Below are 20,367 nucleotides of genomic sequence, written 5' to 3'. Positions count from 1 at the left end.
TGGGCCCGTGGCGAAGGACGAGATGGACACCAGGGGCGCGGACGGCGCGGCGGACGGCCGGCGGCCCGGCGAGGCAGTGACGGTGCCTGCGGGCGGGGAAGTGGCGTCCGAAGCGGCGGGCGCCGAGTCGAAGGCCGCCGGCCGTGGCTCCGCGAAGAGCGAGCAGACCCGCACGGTCATCCTGGAGACGGCTCTGCGGCTCTTCCAGGAACGCGGTTACGACAAGACGACCATGCGGGCCATCGCCCAGGAGGCGGGCGTCTCGGTCGGCAACGCGTACTACTACTTCGCCGGCAAGGAACACCTGGTCCAGGGCTTCTACGACCGCATCGGCGCCGACCACCGGGCCGCCGCCCGGGTCGTCCTGGAGCGCGAGACCGATCTGGAGGCCCGCCTCGCGGGCGTCCTGACCGCCTGGCTCGACGTCGCCACGCCGTACCACGAGTTCGCGGCGCAGTTCTTCAAGAACGCGGCCGACCCGGACAGTCCGCTGAGCCCGTTCTCCGCGGAGTCGGAGCCCGCCCGCGAAGCGGCGATCGCCCTGCACCGCGAGGTGCTGGCGGGTTCGAAGGCGAAGGTCCCCGAGGAGTTGGCGGACGCCCTGCCGGAGCTGATGTGGCTCTCCCAGATGGGCCTGGTCCTCTACTGGGTGTTCGACCGCACCCCGGACCGGGAACGCACCCGGCGGCTCGCCCTCCGGGGCGCCCGGCTCACCACCCGGGGCGTCGCGCTCGCCCGTTTCCGGGTGCTGCGTCCGCTGGTGCGCGAGGTGCACGAGCTGTTCACGGACTTCCTGCCGGGGATGGCCTCGGCGGCGGTCGCGAACAAGAAGAGCTGACGTCCGTCCCGGCGGCACACGCCCCGCACCCCCCATCACCTCTTTTGACATACCTATCGAACCAGACCTAAAGTCCGGACCATGCCCGCCACCCGCGCGTCCGCGCAGGACGACCCCCGAGCCTCCGCGCTCGCGTCCGTCCTGCCCGCGCTGAACCGGGCACTCGACCGCCGGATCGCCCAGGACTTCCCGGGCCCCAAGCCTCCGGAGGGGCAGCTCGCGCTGCTGCGTTTCGTGTCGCAGTACGAGGGCTCCACCGTCCGCGAGGCGGCCGACGCGCTGCTGATGCGGCCGAACAACGTGAGCGCCCTGGTCTCCCGGCTCACCGTGGCAGGGCTGCTGGAACGCCGCCCCGACCCCGCGGACAAGCGTGTCGCGCATCTGTACCCGACCTCCCGGGCCAGGCGCGAACTGGCAGAGGTACGGCGCCTCCAGGGCGTCCACCTCGCCCGCGCGCTGGAGTCCCTCACCGATGGCGAGCAGGACGCGCTGGGGTCAGCCCTCGGCGCGCTGAACGCGCTGACGGACGCGCTGCACCCGGCGCCCGCGGCCGAGTAGCACCTCCCCCCCTGCCGGAAGATCCCCGGGGATCGATCCCTGGAGATCCTGGCACACCCCGGAGACACCTCCCGGCCCACCCGCGCGCCTTCCGGCGCCGTGGTCCCCGGCGTTCTCCGTGTACCGCCCGCGCGGCGCACACCCGTTCTCTCCCCGTACTCCCGGGGAACTTCGGGCTCTTCCGGCAACCCCGCAACCCCTCCCTCAGAAGGACAAGGCACACCCATGTCGTCCACCACCGTGGATTCCTCACCCCTGCCCGCTTCCTCCCCACCTCCGGCGGCCACGTCGGCGGGGCGCCGCGCGAACCCCTGGCTGACGCTGGTGGCCGTCTCCTTCGGCCTGTTCATGGTCCAGCTCGACGCATCGGTGGTGGCCATCGCCAACCCCGAGATAGGCCGCGACCTCGACGCGTCCACGGCCGGGCTCCAGTGGGTGACCAACGCCTACCTGCTGGCCCTCGCCGCCTCGCTGATCCTGGGCGGCAAGCTCGGCGACCGGTTCGGCCGGCGCACCTACTATCTGGCGGGGGTCGTCGGCTTCACGCTCGCGTCCGTCGCCATCGGGCTGTCGGGCTCGATCGGGAGTGTCGTCGTCTTCCGCGTGCTCCAGGGCTTCTTCGGCGGTCTGCTGATGCCGAACACCCTGGGTCTGCTCCGCGCGGTCTTCCCGCCGCGCAAGTTCGGTATGGCGGTCGGTCTGTGGGCGATGGTCTCGACCGTGTCCACGGCGCTCGGCCCGATCGTCGGCGGCCTGCTGGTCGAGAACGTCAGCTGGGAGTCGGTCTTCTGGGTCAACGCGCCCATCGGCGTGATCGCGGTACTGGTCAGCGCGTTCGTGCTGCCGCAGAGCAAGGACTCCACGGGTCACCATCGCTTCGACGTGCCCGGAGTGGTGCTGCTGGCGGCCGGCCTGATCTGCGTGATCTTCGGTGTGGTCAAGGCCGAGACCTGGGGCTGGGGTTCGGCCGGGACGCTCGGCACGATCCTCGCCGGCGTGCTGGTCCTGGTGGGCTTCGGCTTCCACGAAACGCGTCAGGAGCACCCGTTGCTGCCGATGCGGCTGTTCCGCATCCGCTCCCTGACGATCGGTGCGGTCGTCACCGCGCTGAACTTCTTCGTGATGCTCGGCGTGCTCTTCTTCGTGATGCTCTACCTCCAGAACGTGCGGGGCTTCTCACCGGTGGAGGCCGGGGTACGCATCCTGCCGCTGAGCCTCGCCTCGCTGGTGGCCGCGCCCCTGGGGGCCGCGCTGACCGGTCGCTTCGGTCCGCGTCTGACCATGCCGCTGGGCATGGTGCTCCAGGCGGCGGCGGCCTTCACCATGCTGACCTGGGACACCGATTCGTCGTACGCGACGATGTGGCCGCCGTTCGTCGCGCTCGGGCTGGGGGTCGGCATGGTGCTCTCCGCCTCCTCGGACGCGATCGTCGGACAGGCTCCGGTCCGGGACGGCGGTGTGGCGGGCGGCCTCCAGGCCACCGCGCTGCAGATCGGCGGCGCGCTCGGCACCTCGGTGCTGGTCTCGTTGATCAGCGGCCGGGTCGGTTCCACGCTCGTCGGCGAACTGACCGGTGCGGGGGTACCCGCGCAGATCGCGGACGGCCTGGCCGGGGCCGGGGACGCGGTGTCGATGGGTGTCGCCCCGGTCTCCGCCTCGATGTCCGCCCCGTTGCGTGCGGCCGTCGTGGAGGGCAGCGGCCAGGCGTTCATGAACGGCGTGCACACCGCCGTCACCGTCACCGGCGTCCTCTGCCTGGCCGGCGCGGTCGTCGCGGCGGCGGGCCTGCGCCGGGGAAGCACCCCGCACTGAAACGGGGCGCACCGGCGCCCGTGCGGACGACGAGGGCCCGCCGGCGGAATCACTTCCGCGGGCGGGCCCTCGTGTGTACGGCGTGCGAAGTACCGGCGGATCAGATCCGCTTCAGCTCCCAGAGGCGCCACAGGCCGGTGCCGTCGGAGAGGTACTGCGAACCGGAGATCCCGGTCTTGGCGATGACGTAGTCCTTCTTCTGCCACAGCGGCACCAGCGGCACGTCCTCGCCGACGATCTTCTGGATTTCCTTGAAGTCGTTCGAGGTGCGGCTGCGGTCCTCGAACCCCTGGGTGTCGGTGACGAGCGCGTCCAGCCTGGAGTTGGAGTAGCCGTTGTGGAGGCTGTTGTCGGTGCCGACGAGCGGCTGGCCGAACGTGTCGGGGTCCGGGAAGTCGGGGAGCCAGCCGACGGTGTACGCGTCGTACTTGCCGGCCGCGTAGCCCTTCTGGAACGCCTGCCACTCCGTCGGCTTCACGGTGACCTTGAAGAGCCCGTCCTTCTCCAGCTGGCGCTTGAGCTCGGCGGCCTCGACGGTGGTCGCGCCGTCCGGGCGGAACGCGTAGGTGATCGCCACGGGGGTCTCTACCCCGGCCTCCTGCAGCAGTTCCTTCGCCTTGTTCACGTCGGGCTGCGGGTAGGTGTCGAAGAACGGCGTCGAGTGACCGATGAAGCCCTGCGGGATCAGCGAGTAGAGCGGCTCGACGGTGGAGTCGTACACGTCGCCGACCAGCGGCCCGCGGTCGATCGTCCAGGCGATGGCCTGCCGGATGCGCTTGTCCGAAAGCGTCGCGCCCGGACGGACGTTGAAGACCAGGTTGCGGATCTCCGCGCTGTCCATCTCGGTGATCTGCACGTTCGGGTCGGCCGGGTTGATCTTCGCGATCTCGGCCGGCGGCAGCTGGCGGTGCGTCACGTCCAGGTCGCCCGCCTTCCAGGCGGCGAGCAGCTTGTCGGAGGTGTCGTAGTACCGGACGTCGATCGCCGCGTTGACGTTCTTGATCACGCCCTTGTAGCGGGCGTTCGGCGTCATCGAGGCTTTGACGCCGTCCTCGTAGGACTTCAGGGTGTACGGCCCTGAGCCGTCCACCTTGTTGTCCGTACGGAGCTTTTCCTTCGGGTACGTCGCCGGGTCGACGATCGCTCCGGCACCGGTGGCGAGCTTCGCGGGGAAGGTCGCGTCACGGGCGGACAGGTTGAAGGTGATCTCCCGGCCTTCGGTCACCACGTTCCGCAGGCCCGGGAAGAGGATCGCCGGACCGACATCGGAATTGATCTTCATCATTCGGTCGAAGGAGTACTTGACGTCCTTCGCCGTGATCTTGTGACCGTTGGAGAAGGTCAGGTCGTCGCGCAGCTTGCAGCGGTACGTCGTGAGCTTCTGGCCGATGAACTCGCAGCTCTCCGCGGCGTCCGGCTCGGGCACGATGGCTCCGGACTTGAAGGTCATCAGAGTCTGGTACAGGTTGCTGAAGAGGGCCCAGGATCCCGCGTCGTACGCACCTGCCGGGTCGAGCGAGGTGACCTCGTCGACAGTACCCACAGTAATCGGCTTGCCACCCACCTCGCCGGAGGGGAGAAGCTGCCAGGCCCCGACCCCTGCGACGATCAGTACCGCGCATATCGCAAGAATCCGTACCCGGATCGAACGCATTGCCGTGCTCTCCCTTACCAGCCCCACTGCGGTCAACGCACGCCATACACGCACATCACCGCATGTTCGCGCTCACTCAATCACACGATTTTCGCATCTGGAAGCCCAAACGGGTGACCGATGGACTTTTGATTGACACTTGAACCCCAAGCCGTCAAGAGCCCCGGCACACCTGTCCATTGAGTGGGACAGCCATCACGCGCAGTGACGAAAATCGGGTGCGGGCGAGGGTTGGTGAGCGTGCCGATGGATCGCCATATCGACTTTCACGCAACGGACTTCACCGGTGAGAACCCAGGAAGAACCCCACCGGGTGGACACAGCGGAGAGATCACACGAAAAGGTGCGGATCAGGGACGGATCGGGAACGCGTCATGCCTGCCGGGAGGCCAGTTCCACCACGGTGATGTCGGAGGGCGCTCCGACCCGGACCGGCGGACCCCACGCGCCCGCACCGCGCGAGACGTAGAGCTGGGTGTCGCCGTACCGTTCGAGACCGGCGACGGTCGGGTTGGCGAGTTCCGCGACGAGATTGCCGGGCCAGAGCTGGCCGCCGTGGGTGTGGCCGGAGAGCTGGAGGTCCACCCCGTGCGCGACGGCGTCGTCGATGACGACGGGCTGGTGGGCCATGAGGACGGCGGCCCGCGCCGGGTCCCGGTCGCCGAGCGCGCGGTCGAAGTCGGGCCCCTGCCCCTCGCTCTCCCCGGCCACGTCGTTGACCCCGGCCAGGTCGAAGCCGTCGATCTCCACCCGGGCGTTCTCCAGCGGGTGCAGCCCCAGTTCGCGCACGTGGTCGACCCACTCGGCGGCGCCGGAGAAGTACTCGTGGTTGCCGGTGACGAAGAAGCTGCCGTACCGGGCTTCCAGGTCCGCCAGGGGTTCGGCGGCGTGACCGAGATCCGCGACCGAACCGTCCACCAGGTCACCGACGACCGCGATCAGGTCGGGCCGGGTCGCGTTGACCGCGTCGACCACGCGCCGGGTGTGGGCGTGGCCGAGGATCGGTCCGAGGTGGATGTCGCTGACGACCGCGATCCTGAACCCGTGCGCGGAGCGCGGCAGTTTGGCCAGCGGCACGGTGATCCGCTTGGTACGGGGGCCGCGCAGCACGCCGTAGGTGCCGTACCCGACCGTCCCGAACCCGGCGACGGCCGCCGCACCGCCGACCGCCCGCGCGACGAAGACGCGCCGCGAGGTCGCGGCGGCGGTGGGGGCCTCGGAGACCGCTGCGGGGGTCGTACGGACCGGGGCGCCGGCCGGCACGAGCGCCCCGGCGCGCTCCTCCGCAGGGGCGCCCACCGACGTGCGCCCGGCCGCCGTCGTACCCCCGGCCGGCGCCGCCCGCTCCGGTCGGCGGCGGTCGAGCGCCCGGCGGAGCAGCGGCCGGACCGCCTCGCCGACGAGCAGTGCGAGCGTCAGGTAGAGCAGACAGGCGAGCCAGAGGTATCCGGGCCAGGCGAGCACCTGTTGCAGCCAAAAGGGCGCACCGGCCTGGCCGGAGACGAGCGCGCCGATGCTGAGCAGCGGCAGTACGAAGGCGGCGACCGTGCCGACGCGCCGCAGCGCGCTCCCCGGGGCGGTGGTGTCGCCGACGAACCGGCGCCACAGATAGCGGTGCACGCCGGCCAGCAGCGCCACCACCACGATCAGAACCACCGCGAACACCACGACCACCGGTACTCCCCGCCCCGTGCCGCCGCGCCTCGTATGCGGCGCGGCCCGCCCCCGCATGCTAAGGGTGCGGCGATCACCGGCGAGAGGGCCCCCGACTGCGGCGGAGCGGCCCGGCGCGATCCGGGCCGGAGACCTTACGAGCGCTCGGTGCGCAGCGCCCGGATTCCCCGGAACCCGATGACGCCCACGGCCGTCCCCAGAAGGAAGGAGGTGATGGTGAGGAGCAGGTGGACCCAGAAGTAGGCGGTCGGACCGCCCGCGTCGTCGAAGGCGAGTCCGCTGCTGTCCTGCCACAGATTCTTGGCGAAAGTTACCCAGATCACCCAGGACCACGCACCGAACACGAGCAGGAACCAGGAGACGGGACGGCTGAGCTTCATGGACCCAGTATCGCCACCCGGCTACCGTTCCCCCGCAGGGGGTGCCCCGGCCCGGACGGCTCCCCCGGCGGTCCGGACCGCGGAACGGGGCGTGTCCCGATCCTGGCGATTCGCCAGGATCGGCGTTCCTGGCGGTACCCGTGGCCGAGGTGGGCTGTCCTGGCGGTACGCACGGCGGGTCAGGGGCTCCGGGTCCCCATCCGCACGAACGCCCTGTACGTTTCCGACCGTGCCTGCTCTGAAAAAGACCGTACTGACAGCCATCTGCGCCACCTTGATGTCCGCTTTTGTCTTTGGTCCCGCGCCGGCCTTCGCGGCGGACAAGGACAAGAGCGACGACAAGCAGCCGCGGCCCGTCCTGCCGATGTCGAGCGTCGGCGGACCGCAGCTCGCGAAGGAGGGCACCCAGGTGAACCTGGGGCCGGGCGCCCCCGTGCTTCCCGCGGAGCTGACCGGCCGCTCCTGGATCGTCGCGGACGCCGAGAGCGGGGACGTCCTCGCGGCGCACAACTCCCACTGGCGGCTGCCGCCGGCGTCCACGCTGAAGATGCTCTTCGCGGACACCGTGCTTCCGGCGCTCCAGCCCTCCTCGACGACCCACAAGGTCACCGACGCCGAACTCGCGGACCTCGGCGACGGCAGCAGCCTGGTGGGCGTCAAGGAGGACCAGACCTATACGGTCCACGACCTCTGGCTCGGCGTCTTCCTGCGCTCCGGCAACGACGCGGTGCACGTACTCGCCTCGATGTACGGCGCCCAGCAGGCAGGTGCGGGCGCCGAGGTGGACGAGAAGACCGCCGTCGCGAACACCGTGACCGCGATGCAGGAGCACGCCGTCGAGCTCCAGGCCCTCGACACCACCGTGGTCACGCCGGACGGCTACGACGCCGAGAACCAGGTGTCCAGCGCGTACGACCTCACGCTCTTCGCCCGCAGCGGGATGCAGAAGAAGGACTTCCGCGAGTACGCGGCGACCGCGTCGGCCGACTTCCCGGGCGAGGAGAAGGACGACGGCAAGCGCGAGACCTTCGAGATCCAGAACACCAACCGGCTGCTCACCGGTGACGCGGGCATCTCGCCGTACAAGGGCATCGCGGGCGTAAAGAACGGCTACACCAGCCACGCGGGCAACACCTTCACCGGGATCGCCGAGCGCGACGGGCGGGTGCTGCTGGTCACCGTCATGAACCCGTCCTCGGACGCGAGCCACGCCGTCTACAAGGAGGCGGCCTCGCTGCTGGACTGGGGCTTCGCGGCGAGCGGCAAGGTGACCCCGGTCGGCGAGCTGGTGCCGCCGAAGTCGGCGGACACCGGCAGCGCCACGGACGGCGGGACCGACACCGGCAGCGCCACGGGCAAGGGTCCCCAGGCCGCCGCCGGGGCGAAGCCGCAGAAGACCGCGGCGAAGGCGGCCGCCCGCAACGAGGCGTCCTCCGGTGGTGTCGGCATCGCCCTGGCCCTGATCGGCGGGGTGCTGGTGGTGCTCGCGGCCGGAGTGTTCCTGGTCAACCGCCGGTGGCCGCTGCGCCGCCCCCGCCCGTAGCGGCCGGCCCGTCCGGGCCGCCGCCCGCCTCGTCCGCCGCCTCGGCCGCTTCCGCCGCTTCCCTCTTCGCGTCCTCCTCCTTGCTGCCGGTGGCGGTCCAGGCGGCGCAGACCAGCAGCAGCTTGGCGGTGAAGTTGATCCAGAGGAGCAGCGCGATGGGCACGCCGAAGGCGCCGTACATGCTCTTGGACGCGACGCCGCTCATGTAGCTGCCGAGCAGCAGCTTGAGGAGTTCGAAGCCGACCGCGCCGACCAGGCAGGCCACCACCAGCCTGCGGCGCGGCGGCTCCACTCCGGGGAGCAGGGTCAGCAGGTAGAGCAGCAGCAGGAAGTTGGCCACCACCGCGACCGCGATGGCGGCGGTCTGGAGCAGCAGCCCGCCCGCGCCGTCCTCGGGGATGCCGATCCGGTCCGCGGTCCAGCCGACGGCGACGGAGCCCACGGAGGAGAGGACGAGCGTCAGCAGCGCGGCGCCGCCGAGGCCCACCAGCAGGACGGCGTCCTTGAGCTTGCGGACGACCGGGTTGCCTTCGGGCTGGTCGTCGATCCCCCAGACCGCGCGCAGACAGTCGCGGAGCGAGCCGACCCAGCCGACTCCGGTGAAGAGCAGCAGCGCACCGGCGACGACCCCGACCGTCCCGGCGTGCGCGACGAGGTTGTCGATGCCGAGCTGGTCGGAGATGCCGGGCACCTGCTCGGCGGTCTTCCGCTCGATCGTGTCGAGCTGGTCGTCGGTCAGGAGCGCGGCGCCGATGGCGGCGCCGACCGCGATCAGCGGGAAGAGCGCCAGGAAGCTGATGAAGGTGATGGCCGCCGCGAGCCGTGCCCAGTGCTCCCGCTCCAGCGTCTCGTAGGAGCGCCAGGCGTGCGTCTCCATCAGCCGGGCGAGCGGGGGGCCGACCACGGGAAGTTTCTTCAGCCAGTCCATGACGTACGCGTACCCTCCGGGACCCGGGAAACCTGTGGACGGGACGCACACTTCCGTGCGGCGGGAGAAGTTCGACGCCCGGCGGTGCTGACACTCGCTCCGTCACCCATTCCGGTGAGCACTGTAATAAATGCCCCAAAGGGGTTTTCTCGGGCGATACGGTCATCCGCATGTCCGTCGACACGGTGACCCTGAGCGGCTCCGGCCGCACCGCCCCGACCACCGCCGTACGGTTTCGTCCGCGTACGTACGAGGAGGCGGCCGACGTCGTGCGCGGGCGCGGGCCCCGGGGCGCGATCGCCCGGGGACTCGGGCGCGCACCGGGGGACGCGGCGCAGAACGCCGGCGGCTCCGTGCTCGACATGGGCGCGCTGGACCGGGTCCGCTCCTTCGACGCGGCCACCGGCACCGTCGTCTGCGAGGCGGGGACGCGGCTGGACCGGCTGGCCGAAACACTGCGGCCATCCGGCTGGTACCTCCCGGTGGTGCCCGGCGACCGCCGGATCACCGTGGGCGGGGCCATCGGCTCCGACGTGCACGGCCACGACCACCGCACGGCCGGTTCCTTCACCCGGCACGTGACGTCGCTGGAACTGCTGACGGCGGACGGCTCGGTCGTCACGGTGCTGCCGGGCTCCCCGCTCTTCGAGGCGACGGCGGGCGGTCTGGGGCTGACCGGGATCGTGCTCGCCGCCACCCTGCGCTGCCGCCGGATCGCCACCTCGCTCATCGCCGCGGCGACCGAGCGGGCGGCGGACCTCGACGATCTGCTCGCCCGGATGGCGGGGTACGGCACCCGTCTGCCCTACGAGAGCGCCTGGATCGACCTGATGGCGCGCGGGCGGGCCACCGGCCGCTCGGTACTGGTGAGGGGCGTGCACGCCCCGCTCGACGCGCTGCCCGTGCGCGACCGGCGGGCCCCACTGGGTGCGCCCGCGCTGCTGCCGCCGCTGCCGGCCGTACCCGCCTTCGCGCCGACGAGCCTGCTCGGCCGCACCGCGATGGGGCTGGTCAACGAGGTGCGCCACCGGGCGGCGCCCCGCGCCGCCACCGGAGTGCTGCGGAGTTTCGACGCGTTCTTCCGCTCCCCCGACGCACTGCCCCGGACGCCCTCGCCGGCCGGGCGGGGCGGCTTCGTGCGCTACCAGTTCACGGTCGGCCCGGGCCGCGAGGAGACCCTGCACCGGGTGGTGCGCCGGCTCTCCACCCGGGCCTGCCCGTCCTCGGTCGCGGTGCTCGAACGGCTCGGCGCGAACGGGCCCGGCTGGCTGTCGTTCCCGGCGCCCGGCTGGTGCCTCGCCCTGGACCTACCGGCCGGGCTGCCGGGCATCGGCCGCTTCCTGGACGGGCTGGACGACGAGGTGGCCGCAGCCGGGGGGCGCGTCGGCCTGGCCCGGGACTCCCGGCTGCGGCCGGAACTGCTGACCGTGATGTACCCCCGGGTGGCGGAGTTCCGCGCGCTGCGGGCGGAGACCGACCCCACCGGCGCGTTCCGCTCCGACCTCGCCCGCCGGCTCGGGCTCTGAGGCGCCCGACGCCCCGCGAGAAGCAACCAGAACCCTTCCCCACGCAACCCCGCCAGCCAGGAGTGTTCCCGTGAAGGACGCCTTCGGTGCCCCGCAGTCCCTGCTCGTCCTCGGCGGCACCTCGGAGATCGGACTGGCCACCGCGCGCCGGCTGATCGGCCTGCGCACCAGGACCGTCCGTCTCGCGGGCCGGCCGTCGGCCGCGCTGGAGGCGGCCGCCGACGAACTGCGGGAGCTGGGCGCCCAGGTCTCCACGGTGGAGTTCGACGCGCTGGACCCGGAGGCGCACGAGCAGGTGCTCGGCAAGGTGTTCGCGGAGGGGGACGTGGACGCGGTGCTGCTGGCCTTCGGCGTCTCGGGCGACCAGGCGCGCGACGAGGACGACCCGGCGGCCGCCGCGCTCGTCGCCCGTACCAACTACGTGGGGGCGGTCTCCGCCGGTCTGGTGTGCGCGGGCGCGCTCCAGGCGCAGGGCCACGGTTCGCTGGTGGTGCTCTCCTCGGTCGCCGCCGAGCGCGCCCGCCGCGAGGACTTCATCTACGGCTCCAGCAAGGCGGGCCTGGACGTGTTCGCGCAGGGGCTGGGCGACGCACTGCACGGCACCGGGGTGCAGGTGCTGGTGGTGCGCCCCGGGGCCGTACGGAACGCGCGTGCGGCGGGAGCGCCCGGGTCACCCCTGGAGACCACCCCGGAGGAGGTCGCGGACGCGATCGTCACGGGGCTGCGGCGGGGCTCGGAGACGGTGTGGGTGCCCGGCGCGCTGCGGGTGGTGATGTCGGTCCTGCGCCATGTGCCGCGTCCGCTCTTCCGCCGGCTCCCCGCCGCGGACCGGGCGGGCTGAGGGCGGGGCGGAGCACGGGGGCCGGGTACGGGGTCAGTACCCCTGTCTGCGGGACCAGGAGAGCATCCGGGCCGCGCCGATGAGGAAGGTCGCCGCCCAGGTCACCACGAAGGCGACCACCACCCAGAGGTTCCCGGTGACCATGCCGGTGCCCAGCAGGACGAACGAGACGACGGCCAGCAGGGCGAACGTCCGGCGGGACCGGATCAGCCGGCCGAACGGGCCGGGGCGGTGCGGGGCACCCGGGACGTCGGCGAGCCCGTCGGGTGCGGGACCACGCGGGGCCGAAGGCGGCGGGGGCGCCGGGGGCTCTTCGGCGAGGGGTTCCCGGCCGGCGGGGCCCCTCCTGCGGTGGCGCTCCCTGCCGGAGGCCGGGGGCTTCCCGGGGCTGCCGGAACCGCCGGGGTCCTCCCCCGGCGGCTTCTCCAGAGTGTCGCGCTCGCCCCGGACATCACGCTCGCCCTCGACGTCGCGCCCGAACTGGACCGCGGGATCGTCCGGGAAGTCCCGGGCGAGCGAGGCTTCCAGTTGCGCCAGTATCTGGCGTTCACGGCTGGAGAGCGGGACCACGCGGACCACCTCCGCGACAGGGACGGATGACGGGACGGCGGCATGCCGTCGGCCTTACCTGTGGAAAATTTTCCCACTCGAACGGCCCACTGTCCCTCCGGCCGGGAAACCGCCTGGAAGCGTTCCCGACGCCGCCCCCGCGACGCCCCGGGTCAGGACAGGCCGTGCAGTGAGGGCTCGTCCGCGGCGAACCCGCTCTGGACGGGAACGGCGGGAGTGCCGCCGCCCGTGCCGAACGGGAACTCGTTGATCTTGCGCCAGACGCTGTCGCCGCCCTGTTCGTAGAGCGCGAAGGAGGTGCAGGTCCAGTCGGCCTCGTACGCGGCGAGTTCCTCGTACGCCCGGTCCATCGCGGCCTCGTCGATGGAGTGCGCGACGGTGACGTGCGGGTGGTAGGGGAACTGGAGCTCGCGGGTGAGCGGGCCGGACGCGTCACGGACCCGCTTCTGGAGCCAGGCGCAGGAGGAGGCACCCTCGGCGACCCGGACGTAGACGACGGGCGAGAGCGGGCGGAAGGTTCCGGTCCCGCTCAGCCGCATCGGAAAGGGCCGGCAGTCTGCGGCGATCCTGGCGAGGTGCGCCTCGACGGCGGGCACGTCGCCGGCCTCCGCCTCGGTCGGCGGTACCAGGGTGATGTGCGTGGGGATGCCGTGCGCGGCCGGGTCCCCGAAGCCGGCCCGGCGCTGCTGGAGCAGGGTGCCGAAGGGCTCCGGGACCGCGATCGAAACGCCGAGCGTTACGGTCCCCACGTCGTTCTCCTCTGTCGTCGATCGATGATGCTCGATGACCGCGCGCGCCGGGCGCCGCGGCACCGGCGGTCGCGCGGGGCCGTCGCCGCAAGTGTGCCGCGCCGCCCCGTGCTCCCGCCAGGGTCCTTCGACTCAGTGCTTGGCGGGCAGAAGGCCCATCCGGTCGTACGCCTGCGCCAGCGTCTCCGCGGCGACCGTCCGCGCCTTCTCCGCTCCCTTGGCCAGCAGCGAGTCCAGCGTCTCCGGGTCGTCCAGGTACTCCTGGGTGCGGGTACGGAACGGCGTGACGAACTCCACCATGACTTCGGCGAGATCCGTCTTCAGCGCGCCGTACATCTGGCCCTCGTACTTCTGCTCCAGCGCCTCGACCGTGGTGCCGGTGAGGGTCGAGTAGATGGTCAGGAGGTTGCTGACGCCCGGCTTGTTCTCGGCGTCGTACCGGATCACCGTGTCGGTGTCGGTGACGGCGCTCTTGACCTTCTTCGCGGTGGTCTTCGGGTCGTCCAGGAGGTTGATGAGGCCCTTCGGCGTGGACGCCGACTTGCTCATCTTGATCGACGGGTCCTGGAGGTCGAAGATCTTCGCCGTCTCCTTGAGGATGTACGGCGCCGGGATGGTGAAGGTGTCGCCGAAGCGGCCGTTGAAGCGCTCGGCGAGGTCGCGGGTCAGCTCGATGTGCTGGCGCTGGTCCTCGCCGACCGGGACCTGGTTGGCCTGGTAGAGCAGGATGTCCGCGACCTGGAGGACCGGGTAGGTGAAGAGGCCGACGGTCGCCCGGTCGGCGCCCTGCTTGGCCGCCTTGTCCTTGAACTGGGTCATCCGGGAGGCCTCGCCGAACCCGGTCAGGCAGTTCATCAGCCAGCCGAGCTGCGCGTGCTCGGGGACGTGGCTCTGCACGAAGAGGGTGCACCGCTCGGGGTCGAGACCCGCGGCCAGCAGCTGGGCCGCGGCGAGGCGGGTGTTCGCCCGCAGCTCCTTCGGGTCCTGCGGCACGGTGATCGCGTGCAGGTCCACCACCATGTAGAAGGCGTCGTGGGACTCCTGCAGCGATACCCACTGGCGCACCGCGCCCAGGTAGTTGCCGAGGTGGAACGAGCCTGCGGTGGGCTGGATTCCGGAGAGCACGCGAGGTCGGTCAGAGGCCATGTGCCCATTGTCTCAGGTGCGCAACCGATCCCGGGCAGCCGGTACTCGGGAATCCGGCACGGGCCCCGGGCGGCCCAGTTCAGCGGTGCGCGTGCCCGCCGGGTGGTGCGGTGAGAGGAGAAACACGTTGCCGGGCGGGGGCCCGGCGTGCGTGGCGGGGCGGGCACGCCGGTGCGGCACGGGTTTCCCGGGCGGTGGCGCGACGGAACGATACAAAGTGGGCGAGACCCCGCCCGCAGTCCTGGGCGGTGTCCGGGGGTCGTGTCTGCCGGACACCGCCCGGGCCCCGGGCGCGACCCGCCCGGTCCGCACCGCATCCGCACGCGCCGCACGACGAACGGAGACCCCGTGTCGATCACGGAGAACGCCCTCGCCTCCACGGAGGCCCACAGCGCGCACAACTACCACCCGCTGCCCGTCGTCGTCGCGACGGCGGACGGGGCTTGGATGACCGACGTGGAGGGGAACCGCTATCTCGATCTGCTGGCCGGGTACTCGGCGCTCAATTTCGGCCACCGCAACCGCCGTCTGATCGACGTGGCGAAGGCGCAGCTGGACCGGGTGACGCTCACCTCACGGGCGTTCCACCACGACCGGTTCGCCGCGTTCTGCACGGAACTCGCCGAGCTGTGCGGCATGGAGATGGTGCTGCCGATGAACACCGGCGCGGAAGCGGTGGAGACCGCCGTGAAGACCGTGCGGAAGTGGGGTTACACCGTCAAGGGCGTCCCGGACGGCATGGCCAAGATCATCGTGGCGGCGGACAACTTCCACGGCCGGACCACCACGATCGTCAGCTTCTCCACCGACCCGGAGGCGCGGGCGGACTACGGGCCCTACACCCCCGGCTTCGAGATCGTGCCGTACGGCGACCTCACCGCGATGCGCGACGCGATGACGGACAACACCGTGGCGGTGCTGCTGGAGCCGATCCAGGGCGAGGCCGGGGTGCTGGTGCCTCCGGAGGGCTATCTCGCCGGGGTCCGTGAGCTGACCCGCGAGCGGAACGTGCTCTTCGTCGCGGACGAGATCCAGTCGGGCCTCGGCCGCACCGGGCGGACCTTCGCCTGCGAACACGAGGGCGTGGTGCCGGACATGTACGTCCTGGGCAAGGCGCTCGGCGGCGGGGTGGTGCCGGTGTCGGCGGTGGTGTCCTCGGCGGCGGTGCTGGGGGTGTTCCGGCCGGGCGAGCACGGTTCGACCTTCGGCGGCAACCCGCTGGCGTGCGCGGTGGCGCTGGAGGTGCTCGCGATGCTGCGCACCGGCGAGTACCAGGAGCGGGCGGCGGAGCTGGGCGCCCATCTCCACCGCGAGCTGGGCCGGCTGGTGGGCGGCGGCGCGGTGGACGCGGTGCGCGGCCGGGGGCTGTGGGCGGGGGTGGACGTCGCCCCGGCGCTGGGCACCGGCCGGGAGATCTCGGAGCGGCTGATGGAGCGGGGCGTGCTGGTGAAGGACACCCACGGCTCCACGATCCGGATCGCGCCCCCGCTGGTCATCGAGCGGGAGGACCTGGACTGGGGGCTCGACCGGCTGCGCGCGGTGCTGGACGAGAAGTAGGGGGCCGGGGGTGTCCGGCGGTTCGCCGGACACCCCCGCCGGGGAACTACGCGGTGGTGCAGGCGTGTCCGCCGAGCTTGAAGACGGCCGGATCGGGGCCGGTCTTCGCGGTGGTGGTGTTGAACCCGAAGTCGGCGGTCGCGCCCGGGGCGAGGTCACGGTTCCACTCCAGCGGCTTCGCCGTGACCGTACGGCCGCTCTGGGCGAGGTCGGCGCTCCAGGTCTGGCCGATCCGCTGCCCGCCCGGGAAGAGCCAGCTCAGCTGCCAGGAGCGGAGCGGGGTGGTGCCGGTGTTGCGGACCCGCACGGTGACGGTGGAGCCGCCGGTCCAGGCGTGCGAGGCGTAGGACACCTGGCAGACCCGGTCGGCCCGGTCGGCCGCGTCACGTCCGTCGCCCGCGTCGTCCAGATAGGAGGCGATGTAGGCGAGCGGTGCGTTCCAGTTGATGGTGACCTCGTTGGTGGCCCAGGAGCCGTTGTCGTCGAGGTAGCACATGGCCGGGGCGCAGCCGCCGAGCTTCTCGGCGGCGGCCGGGTCACCGGCGGCGACGGCGGTCAGGTTGGGGCCGCCGGCGACGGTGCCGGGAGGCGGGTGGGGCAGGTCGGGGTTGCTCTGGTGGGCCCAGAAACGGTGGTGCTGGTTCTCGGAGTACCGCTCGCCGTACCCGGTGACGTACGACTGGTTCAGCGGGTTGCGGCCGAAGAGGTAGTCGGCGCCGCGCAGGATCGCGTCCTGGTAGGCGGGTTCGCCGGTGAGGTCGTGGGCGACGGCGAGGACGACCATGTTGTTGAGCACCTGGCTGTTGGAGCCCCAGGCGTAGTCCTCGCCGGGCGGGGAGTAGGGCAGTCCGTAGAGCTCGGCCGCCGACTGCGCGGTGTAGCGGTCGGCTCCGGCGGTCACGACCGAGCGGACACCGGCGAGTTCGGCTGCGGTGAGGCCGTTCGGGACGGTGGCGAGGGTGAGGACACCGAGCCCTGCGGTGGAGCCCCAGGAGATGCCGCCGCCGGCGCTGAAGATCTTGTCGGCGTCGCCGTGCAGCGGGGAGTCGAGCAGCGCGGTGCGGTAGGCCGGGTCGCCGGTGGTGGTGAAGAGTTCGGCGGCGGCCCAGTAGAACTCGTCGGAGACGTCGTTGTCGCTGTACGTCCCGCCGCCGGTGCCGTCGGCCGGGTCGGCGTAGACCTCGGGGTGCGCGACCGCGGCCTTCCAGGCGGTGGTGGCGGCCCGCAGGCAGCGGTCGGCGAACTCCTGGTCGTACGGGGCGTAGAGGCGGGCGCACTGGGCGCCGGTCGCGGCGAGGTTGAGGGTCGCGGCGGTCGACGGGGCGTGCAGTTGCCGGGGCTGGGGGTCCTGGTCGGGGCGGGTGGGGATGCCGGTCCAGGCGGCGTCGTGCACCTTGTGGTGGACCATGCCCGCCAGCGGTTCGCCGGCCGGCACCTGCATGCGCAGCAGGAAGTCCAGCTCCCAGCGGGCCTCGTCGAGGATGTCGGGCACGTCGTTGCCGCGTTCCGGGACGCGCAGGGCCCCGTCGGCGAGTTGGGCGCCCTCGGCGTCGGCGGCGGTCAGGGTCCGCTCGTACGTGTCCATCAACTGGGCCACCGCGATACCGCCGTTGACCACGTACTTGCCGTGGTCGCCCGCGTCGTACCAGCCGCCCCGGACGTCGAGGCGGTAGTCGCAGACGCCGGGGACGCAGGGCACGTCGGTGTCGCCCTGGTTGGGGGAGGTGCCCGCGTGTCCGGCGGGGCGCGCGTACTCCTCGCCGACGAGGTCCGCCTCGATCGGGATGCCGCTGCGGTTGTGGTAGAAGTACGCCAGCGCGTCGGAGCGCAGGCCGTCGTAGAGGTCGGAGCGCACCGAGAACGGTTCGCTGACCTGCCCGTCGACGTCCACCGTGTAGCCGTCGCCGACCGTGGTCAGTCCGCTGAAGTCGAAGGTGTGGACGCGCTGCCGGGAGGTCGGGTCCTCACCGCCGGGGACGGTCGTACCGGTGGCGGCGGCGGTGCCGTCCGCGTTCTTCACCGTCCAGGTCAGCGGCGCGTCGGCGTCCGTGACCACGGTGCCGGCCTTGGTGCCGTACGGGAGGTAGCCGACCTGGTTGATCCGGACCGGGGAGCCGGTGTCGGGGACGTACACGGGCGGTTCGGCGCCGCCGCGCAGCGACACGTCGTCGAAGCAGAAGGTGGTGGCCCGCTCGCCGCCGCCGATCTGGAGGGCGACCTGTGCGCCGGGGCGGTCGGCGGTGGCGGTGAACGCGTGGGTGACCGTGACCGCTTCGGTGCCGACCGGGTCGGCGGTGGCGAGCTCGGTGGTCCAGGGCTCGACGGCCTCCTGGACGCGGGTCTGCACGGTCAGCGGCACGGTGGAGCTCGCGGTGTAGCTGAGGAGGTACGTCTCCCCCGCCACGAGGGGGACGTCGTTCTGCCCGACGATCACGTCCCAGGCGTTGGCCGTGCCGGCCGGGACATCGGCGCAGAGGCGTCCGTCGACGACCGTCCCTGAGGTGTTCGCCGTCCACCACCAGGGCGCGGTACCGGCGGAGAAGTCTCCGTTGGTGATCTGCTCGGCGCCTTCGGCGGGTGCGGGCTCGTCCGCTGCCGCACCGGGTGCGGCGAGGCCCACCGCGAGCAGGGCGGCGACGGCCGCCGCGGCGGACAGACGGGAGGCGGACCGCGTGGCGGACCGGGCACGGAGGTGCGGCGGGCGGGGGCGCGGCAGGAGGGGACGCGAGGTACGGAGGCGTGGGGGCGGGGCGTTCACCGGGACACCTTTCGTCGGCGGGCTGCGGGGCGGTGCGGGGGCACGGAGCGCGGGCGGGTGGTGCGGGGAGCGAACGCTTGGTGGGAGCGCTCCCATGGGCGGGGCCCATTCTGGAGCCGGGCGGCAGGGTTCCGCCAGGGTCATGACAGAAAAGAAAACGGCCCGCCGCCGGGCGGCGGGGCGGACGGGCGGTGGGGCGGGGCGAAGGGCGGGCGGGGGGCGGCCCGCCCGGCCCTCGCCGTCAGAGGATCACGTGCGGGAGGAAGCGGGCGTACTCGTCCGTGACCGGTCCGGCCGATTCGCGGATGCCGAGGCCCGCCGCCTCGCCCCCGACCACCCAGGCGCCGAGCACCACACGGTTGCCGTCGAAGTCGGGCAGCGGCGCCAACTCCTGGTAGCAGCAAGGCTCCTGGCGCAGCACCGGCGGGCTGCCGGGGCCGTACAGATCGACACCGGCCCCCTCGCGGCCGAGCAGCGGCTTGGAGACGTATCCGGCACCCTTCGTCCCGGCCAGTTCGCGCGGCCCGTCGACGTAGGCGGGCAGCAGGTTCGGGTGGCCCGGGTAGAGCTCCCAGAGGATCGCCAGCAGGGCCTTGTTGGAGAGGAGCATCTTCCAGGCGGGCTCGATCCAGCAGGTGGAGCCGGTGCCGCCGCCGTTGTCGAGCGTTTCGAGGACGTGTTCGCCGAACGCGTCGGTGCTCAGCCACTCCCACGGGTAGAGCTTGAAACAGCTGCGGATGAAGCGGAGTTGCTCGTCCACGAACCGGCCGGTCAGCGAGTCCCAGCCGATGCGTTCGACGGAGAGCGCCTCGGTGTCGATGCCCGCCTGCTGGGCAGTCTCTCGCAGGTACGCGACCGTCATCAGGTCCTCGCCCAGCTCGTCGCCGTCCGAATGCGCGAAGTGCAGGGGCCCGGGCGGCAGGAGCGGGGCCTGCCGGCGCCAGGTCTCGACGAGCCGCTCGTGCAGGGAGTTCCACTGGTCCGCGCCCGGGAAGCGGTCCTCCATCCAGAACCACTGCGCGCTCGCGGCCTCCACCAGCGAGGTGGGGGTGTCGGCGTTGTACTCCAGCATCTTGGCCGGGCCCGTACCGTCGTACCTCAGATCGAACCGCCCGTACACGGACGGGAGTTCGGCGCGGCGGTGCCAGGACTCGGCGACGAGCCGGGCGAGCCGCGGGTCGGTGATGCCGAGGTCGGCGAAGCGGTCGTGCTCCACGATGTGCGCGGCGGCGGCCAGGCACATCGAGTGCAACTCCTCGACGGTCTCCTCCAGCGCCTCGACCTCGGGCAGCGAGAAGACGTAGTACGCGCTCTCGTCCCAGTAGGGGCGCAGCGAGCCGTCCGGGTAGCGGGCGAGCGGGTAGATCACTCCCTGCGCCTCGACGATGCGCTGCCAGTCGGGGCGGGGGTCGATGGTGCGGCGTTCCACGGCGGGATCAGCCGCCGCTGGAGTGGTCGGAGCCGAAGCCGCCGCGCGTGACGGAGGACTTGTCGAAGCTGCCGCCGGAGACCTTGCCGTTCTTGACGGTTCCACCGTAGTAGTAGGTGCCGTGGCCGCCGCTCTTGCACTCGTACTTCGGCAGCGTCTTCTGGGTCACCCGGTCCACACAGCGCTTGTCGGGATCGGAGCCGCACGCGGCGAGGGTCACCGCGAGCAGCCCCATGCCGCCGAGCACCACCGTGCCGGACCGCAGCATGCGCTTGGCCATCTTTCGTACTCCCCCGTCGTGCGGGTGCGCCTGGTGGTGCACCTCGTGCCGCGGTTTCGCGTTCACGCGTTACCTGTGGCCAACGGTCAGATTAAATGCCCGGGCCAACGATCAGGAACCGGTT

Annotated in this window: 17 protein-coding genes; 7 read left to right on the top strand and 10 right to left on the bottom strand. The window is 72.0% G+C overall.

From position 1 onward, the window contains the following. The first annotated feature begins 7 nt into the window (after positions 1-7). From OHA55_RS20220 to OHA55_RS20210, 3 genes are all read left to right on the top strand, one after another. Positions 8-838, top strand: coding sequence for a TetR/AcrR family transcriptional regulator (locus OHA55_RS20220; RefSeq protein ID WP_266708314.1), 831 nt, complete (start codon positions 8-10; stop codon positions 836-838). 81 nt (positions 839-919) lie between these two features. After that, complete coding sequence (locus tag OHA55_RS20215) at positions 920-1,396, top strand: MarR family winged helix-turn-helix transcriptional regulator (RefSeq protein WP_266708312.1); 477 nt, start codon at positions 920-922, stop codon at positions 1,394-1,396. Between the two features lie 225 nt (positions 1,397-1,621). Continuing rightward, entirely contained in the window at positions 1,622-3,208 is a 1,587-nt protein-coding gene (locus OHA55_RS20210) for a DHA2 family efflux MFS transporter permease subunit (RefSeq protein WP_266708310.1), read from the top strand. A gap of 100 nt (positions 3,209-3,308) precedes the next feature. Here the strand turns inward: OHA55_RS20210 and OHA55_RS20205 are convergent, their stop codons facing one another. The 3 genes from OHA55_RS20205 to OHA55_RS20195 all read right to left on the bottom strand — a co-directional run bounded on the left by OHA55_RS20205 (position 3,309) and on the right by OHA55_RS20195 (position 6,916). Further along, complete coding sequence (locus OHA55_RS20205; RefSeq protein WP_266708308.1) at positions 3,309-4,862, bottom strand: ABC transporter substrate-binding protein; 1,554 nt, start codon at positions 4,860-4,862, stop codon at positions 3,309-3,311. Between the two features lie 372 nt (positions 4,863-5,234). Then, positions 5,235-6,536 (bottom strand): metallophosphoesterase, encoded by a 1,302-nt coding sequence (locus OHA55_RS20200; protein ID WP_266708306.1) that lies wholly within the window; start codon positions 6,534-6,536, stop codon positions 5,235-5,237. Between the two features lie 134 nt (positions 6,537-6,670). Next, entirely contained in the window at positions 6,671-6,916 is a 246-nt protein-coding gene (locus OHA55_RS20195) for an SCO4848 family membrane protein (protein ID WP_266708304.1), read from the bottom strand. Positions 6,917-7,145: 229 nt separating this feature from the next. Between OHA55_RS20195 and OHA55_RS20190 the strand changes: the two genes are divergently transcribed. Then, complete coding sequence (locus OHA55_RS20190; RefSeq protein WP_266708302.1) at positions 7,146-8,459, top strand: D-alanyl-D-alanine carboxypeptidase family protein; 1,314 nt, start codon at positions 7,146-7,148, stop codon at positions 8,457-8,459. On the opposite strand, the gene OHA55_RS20185 is transcribed toward OHA55_RS20190, so the two are convergent. After that, on the bottom strand, positions 8,422-9,387 hold the full coding sequence (locus OHA55_RS20185; RefSeq protein ID WP_266708300.1) for a YihY/virulence factor BrkB family protein: 966 nt from the start codon (positions 9,385-9,387) through the stop codon (positions 8,422-8,424). The two genes, OHA55_RS20190 and OHA55_RS20185, sit on opposite strands and share 38 nt — an antisense overlap. Before the next feature lie 170 nt (positions 9,388-9,557). Between OHA55_RS20185 and OHA55_RS20180 the strand changes: the two genes are divergently transcribed. Further along, positions 9,558-10,913, top strand: coding sequence for an FAD-binding oxidoreductase (locus OHA55_RS20180; RefSeq protein ID WP_266708298.1), 1,356 nt, complete (start codon positions 9,558-9,560; stop codon positions 10,911-10,913). A gap of 70 nt (positions 10,914-10,983) precedes the next feature. Continuing rightward, a complete protein-coding gene (locus tag OHA55_RS20175; RefSeq protein WP_266708296.1) occupies positions 10,984-11,754 on the top strand; it encodes a decaprenylphospho-beta-D-erythro-pentofuranosid-2-ulose 2-reductase in 771 nt (256 codons plus the stop codon). Positions 11,755-11,787: 33 nt separating this feature from the next. On the opposite strand, the gene OHA55_RS20170 is transcribed toward OHA55_RS20175, so the two are convergent. From OHA55_RS20170 to trpS, 3 genes are all read right to left on the bottom strand, one after another. After that, positions 11,788-12,324: a hypothetical protein gene (locus tag OHA55_RS20170; protein WP_266708294.1), complete on the bottom strand. Its 537-nt coding sequence runs from the start codon at positions 12,322-12,324 to the stop codon at positions 11,788-11,790. A 152-nt stretch (positions 12,325-12,476) separates the two neighbouring features. After that, positions 12,477-13,073, bottom strand: coding sequence for a 2'-5' RNA ligase family protein (locus OHA55_RS20165; protein ID WP_266708292.1), 597 nt, complete (start codon positions 13,071-13,073; stop codon positions 12,477-12,479). A gap of 132 nt (positions 13,074-13,205) precedes the next feature. Further along, on the bottom strand, positions 13,206-14,219 hold the full coding sequence (trpS, locus tag OHA55_RS20160) for a tryptophan--tRNA ligase (RefSeq protein WP_266708290.1): 1,014 nt from the start codon (positions 14,217-14,219) through the stop codon (positions 13,206-13,208). Positions 14,220-14,567: 348 nt separating this feature from the next. Between trpS and rocD the strand changes: the two genes are divergently transcribed. Continuing rightward, complete coding sequence (gene rocD, locus OHA55_RS20155) at positions 14,568-15,776, top strand: ornithine--oxo-acid transaminase (RefSeq protein WP_266708288.1); 1,209 nt, start codon at positions 14,568-14,570, stop codon at positions 15,774-15,776. Between the two features lie 46 nt (positions 15,777-15,822). Here the strand turns inward: rocD and OHA55_RS20150 are convergent, their stop codons facing one another. The 3 genes from OHA55_RS20150 to OHA55_RS20140 all read right to left on the bottom strand — a co-directional run bounded on the left by OHA55_RS20150 (position 15,823) and on the right by OHA55_RS20140 (position 20,243). Next, on the bottom strand, positions 15,823-18,432 hold the full coding sequence (locus OHA55_RS20150; protein ID WP_266710830.1) for a glycoside hydrolase family 9 protein: 2,610 nt from the start codon (positions 18,430-18,432) through the stop codon (positions 15,823-15,825). Between the two features lie 343 nt (positions 18,433-18,775). After that, positions 18,776-19,963: a glutathionylspermidine synthase family protein gene (locus OHA55_RS20145; protein ID WP_266708286.1), complete on the bottom strand. Its 1,188-nt coding sequence runs from the start codon at positions 19,961-19,963 to the stop codon at positions 18,776-18,778. Between the two features lie 7 nt (positions 19,964-19,970). Further along, a complete protein-coding gene (locus tag OHA55_RS20140) occupies positions 19,971-20,243 on the bottom strand; it encodes a hypothetical protein (protein ID WP_266708284.1) in 273 nt (90 codons plus the stop codon). Between the last annotated feature and the right edge of the window lie 124 nt (positions 20,244-20,367).

It is taken from the genome of Streptomyces sp. NBC_00102, assembly GCF_026343115.1.
Classification (GTDB): Bacteria; Actinomycetota; Actinomycetes; order Streptomycetales; family Streptomycetaceae; genus Streptomyces.
Note: the sequence above shows the minus strand (reverse complement) of the source record. Positions and strands in the feature narration are given on the sequence as shown.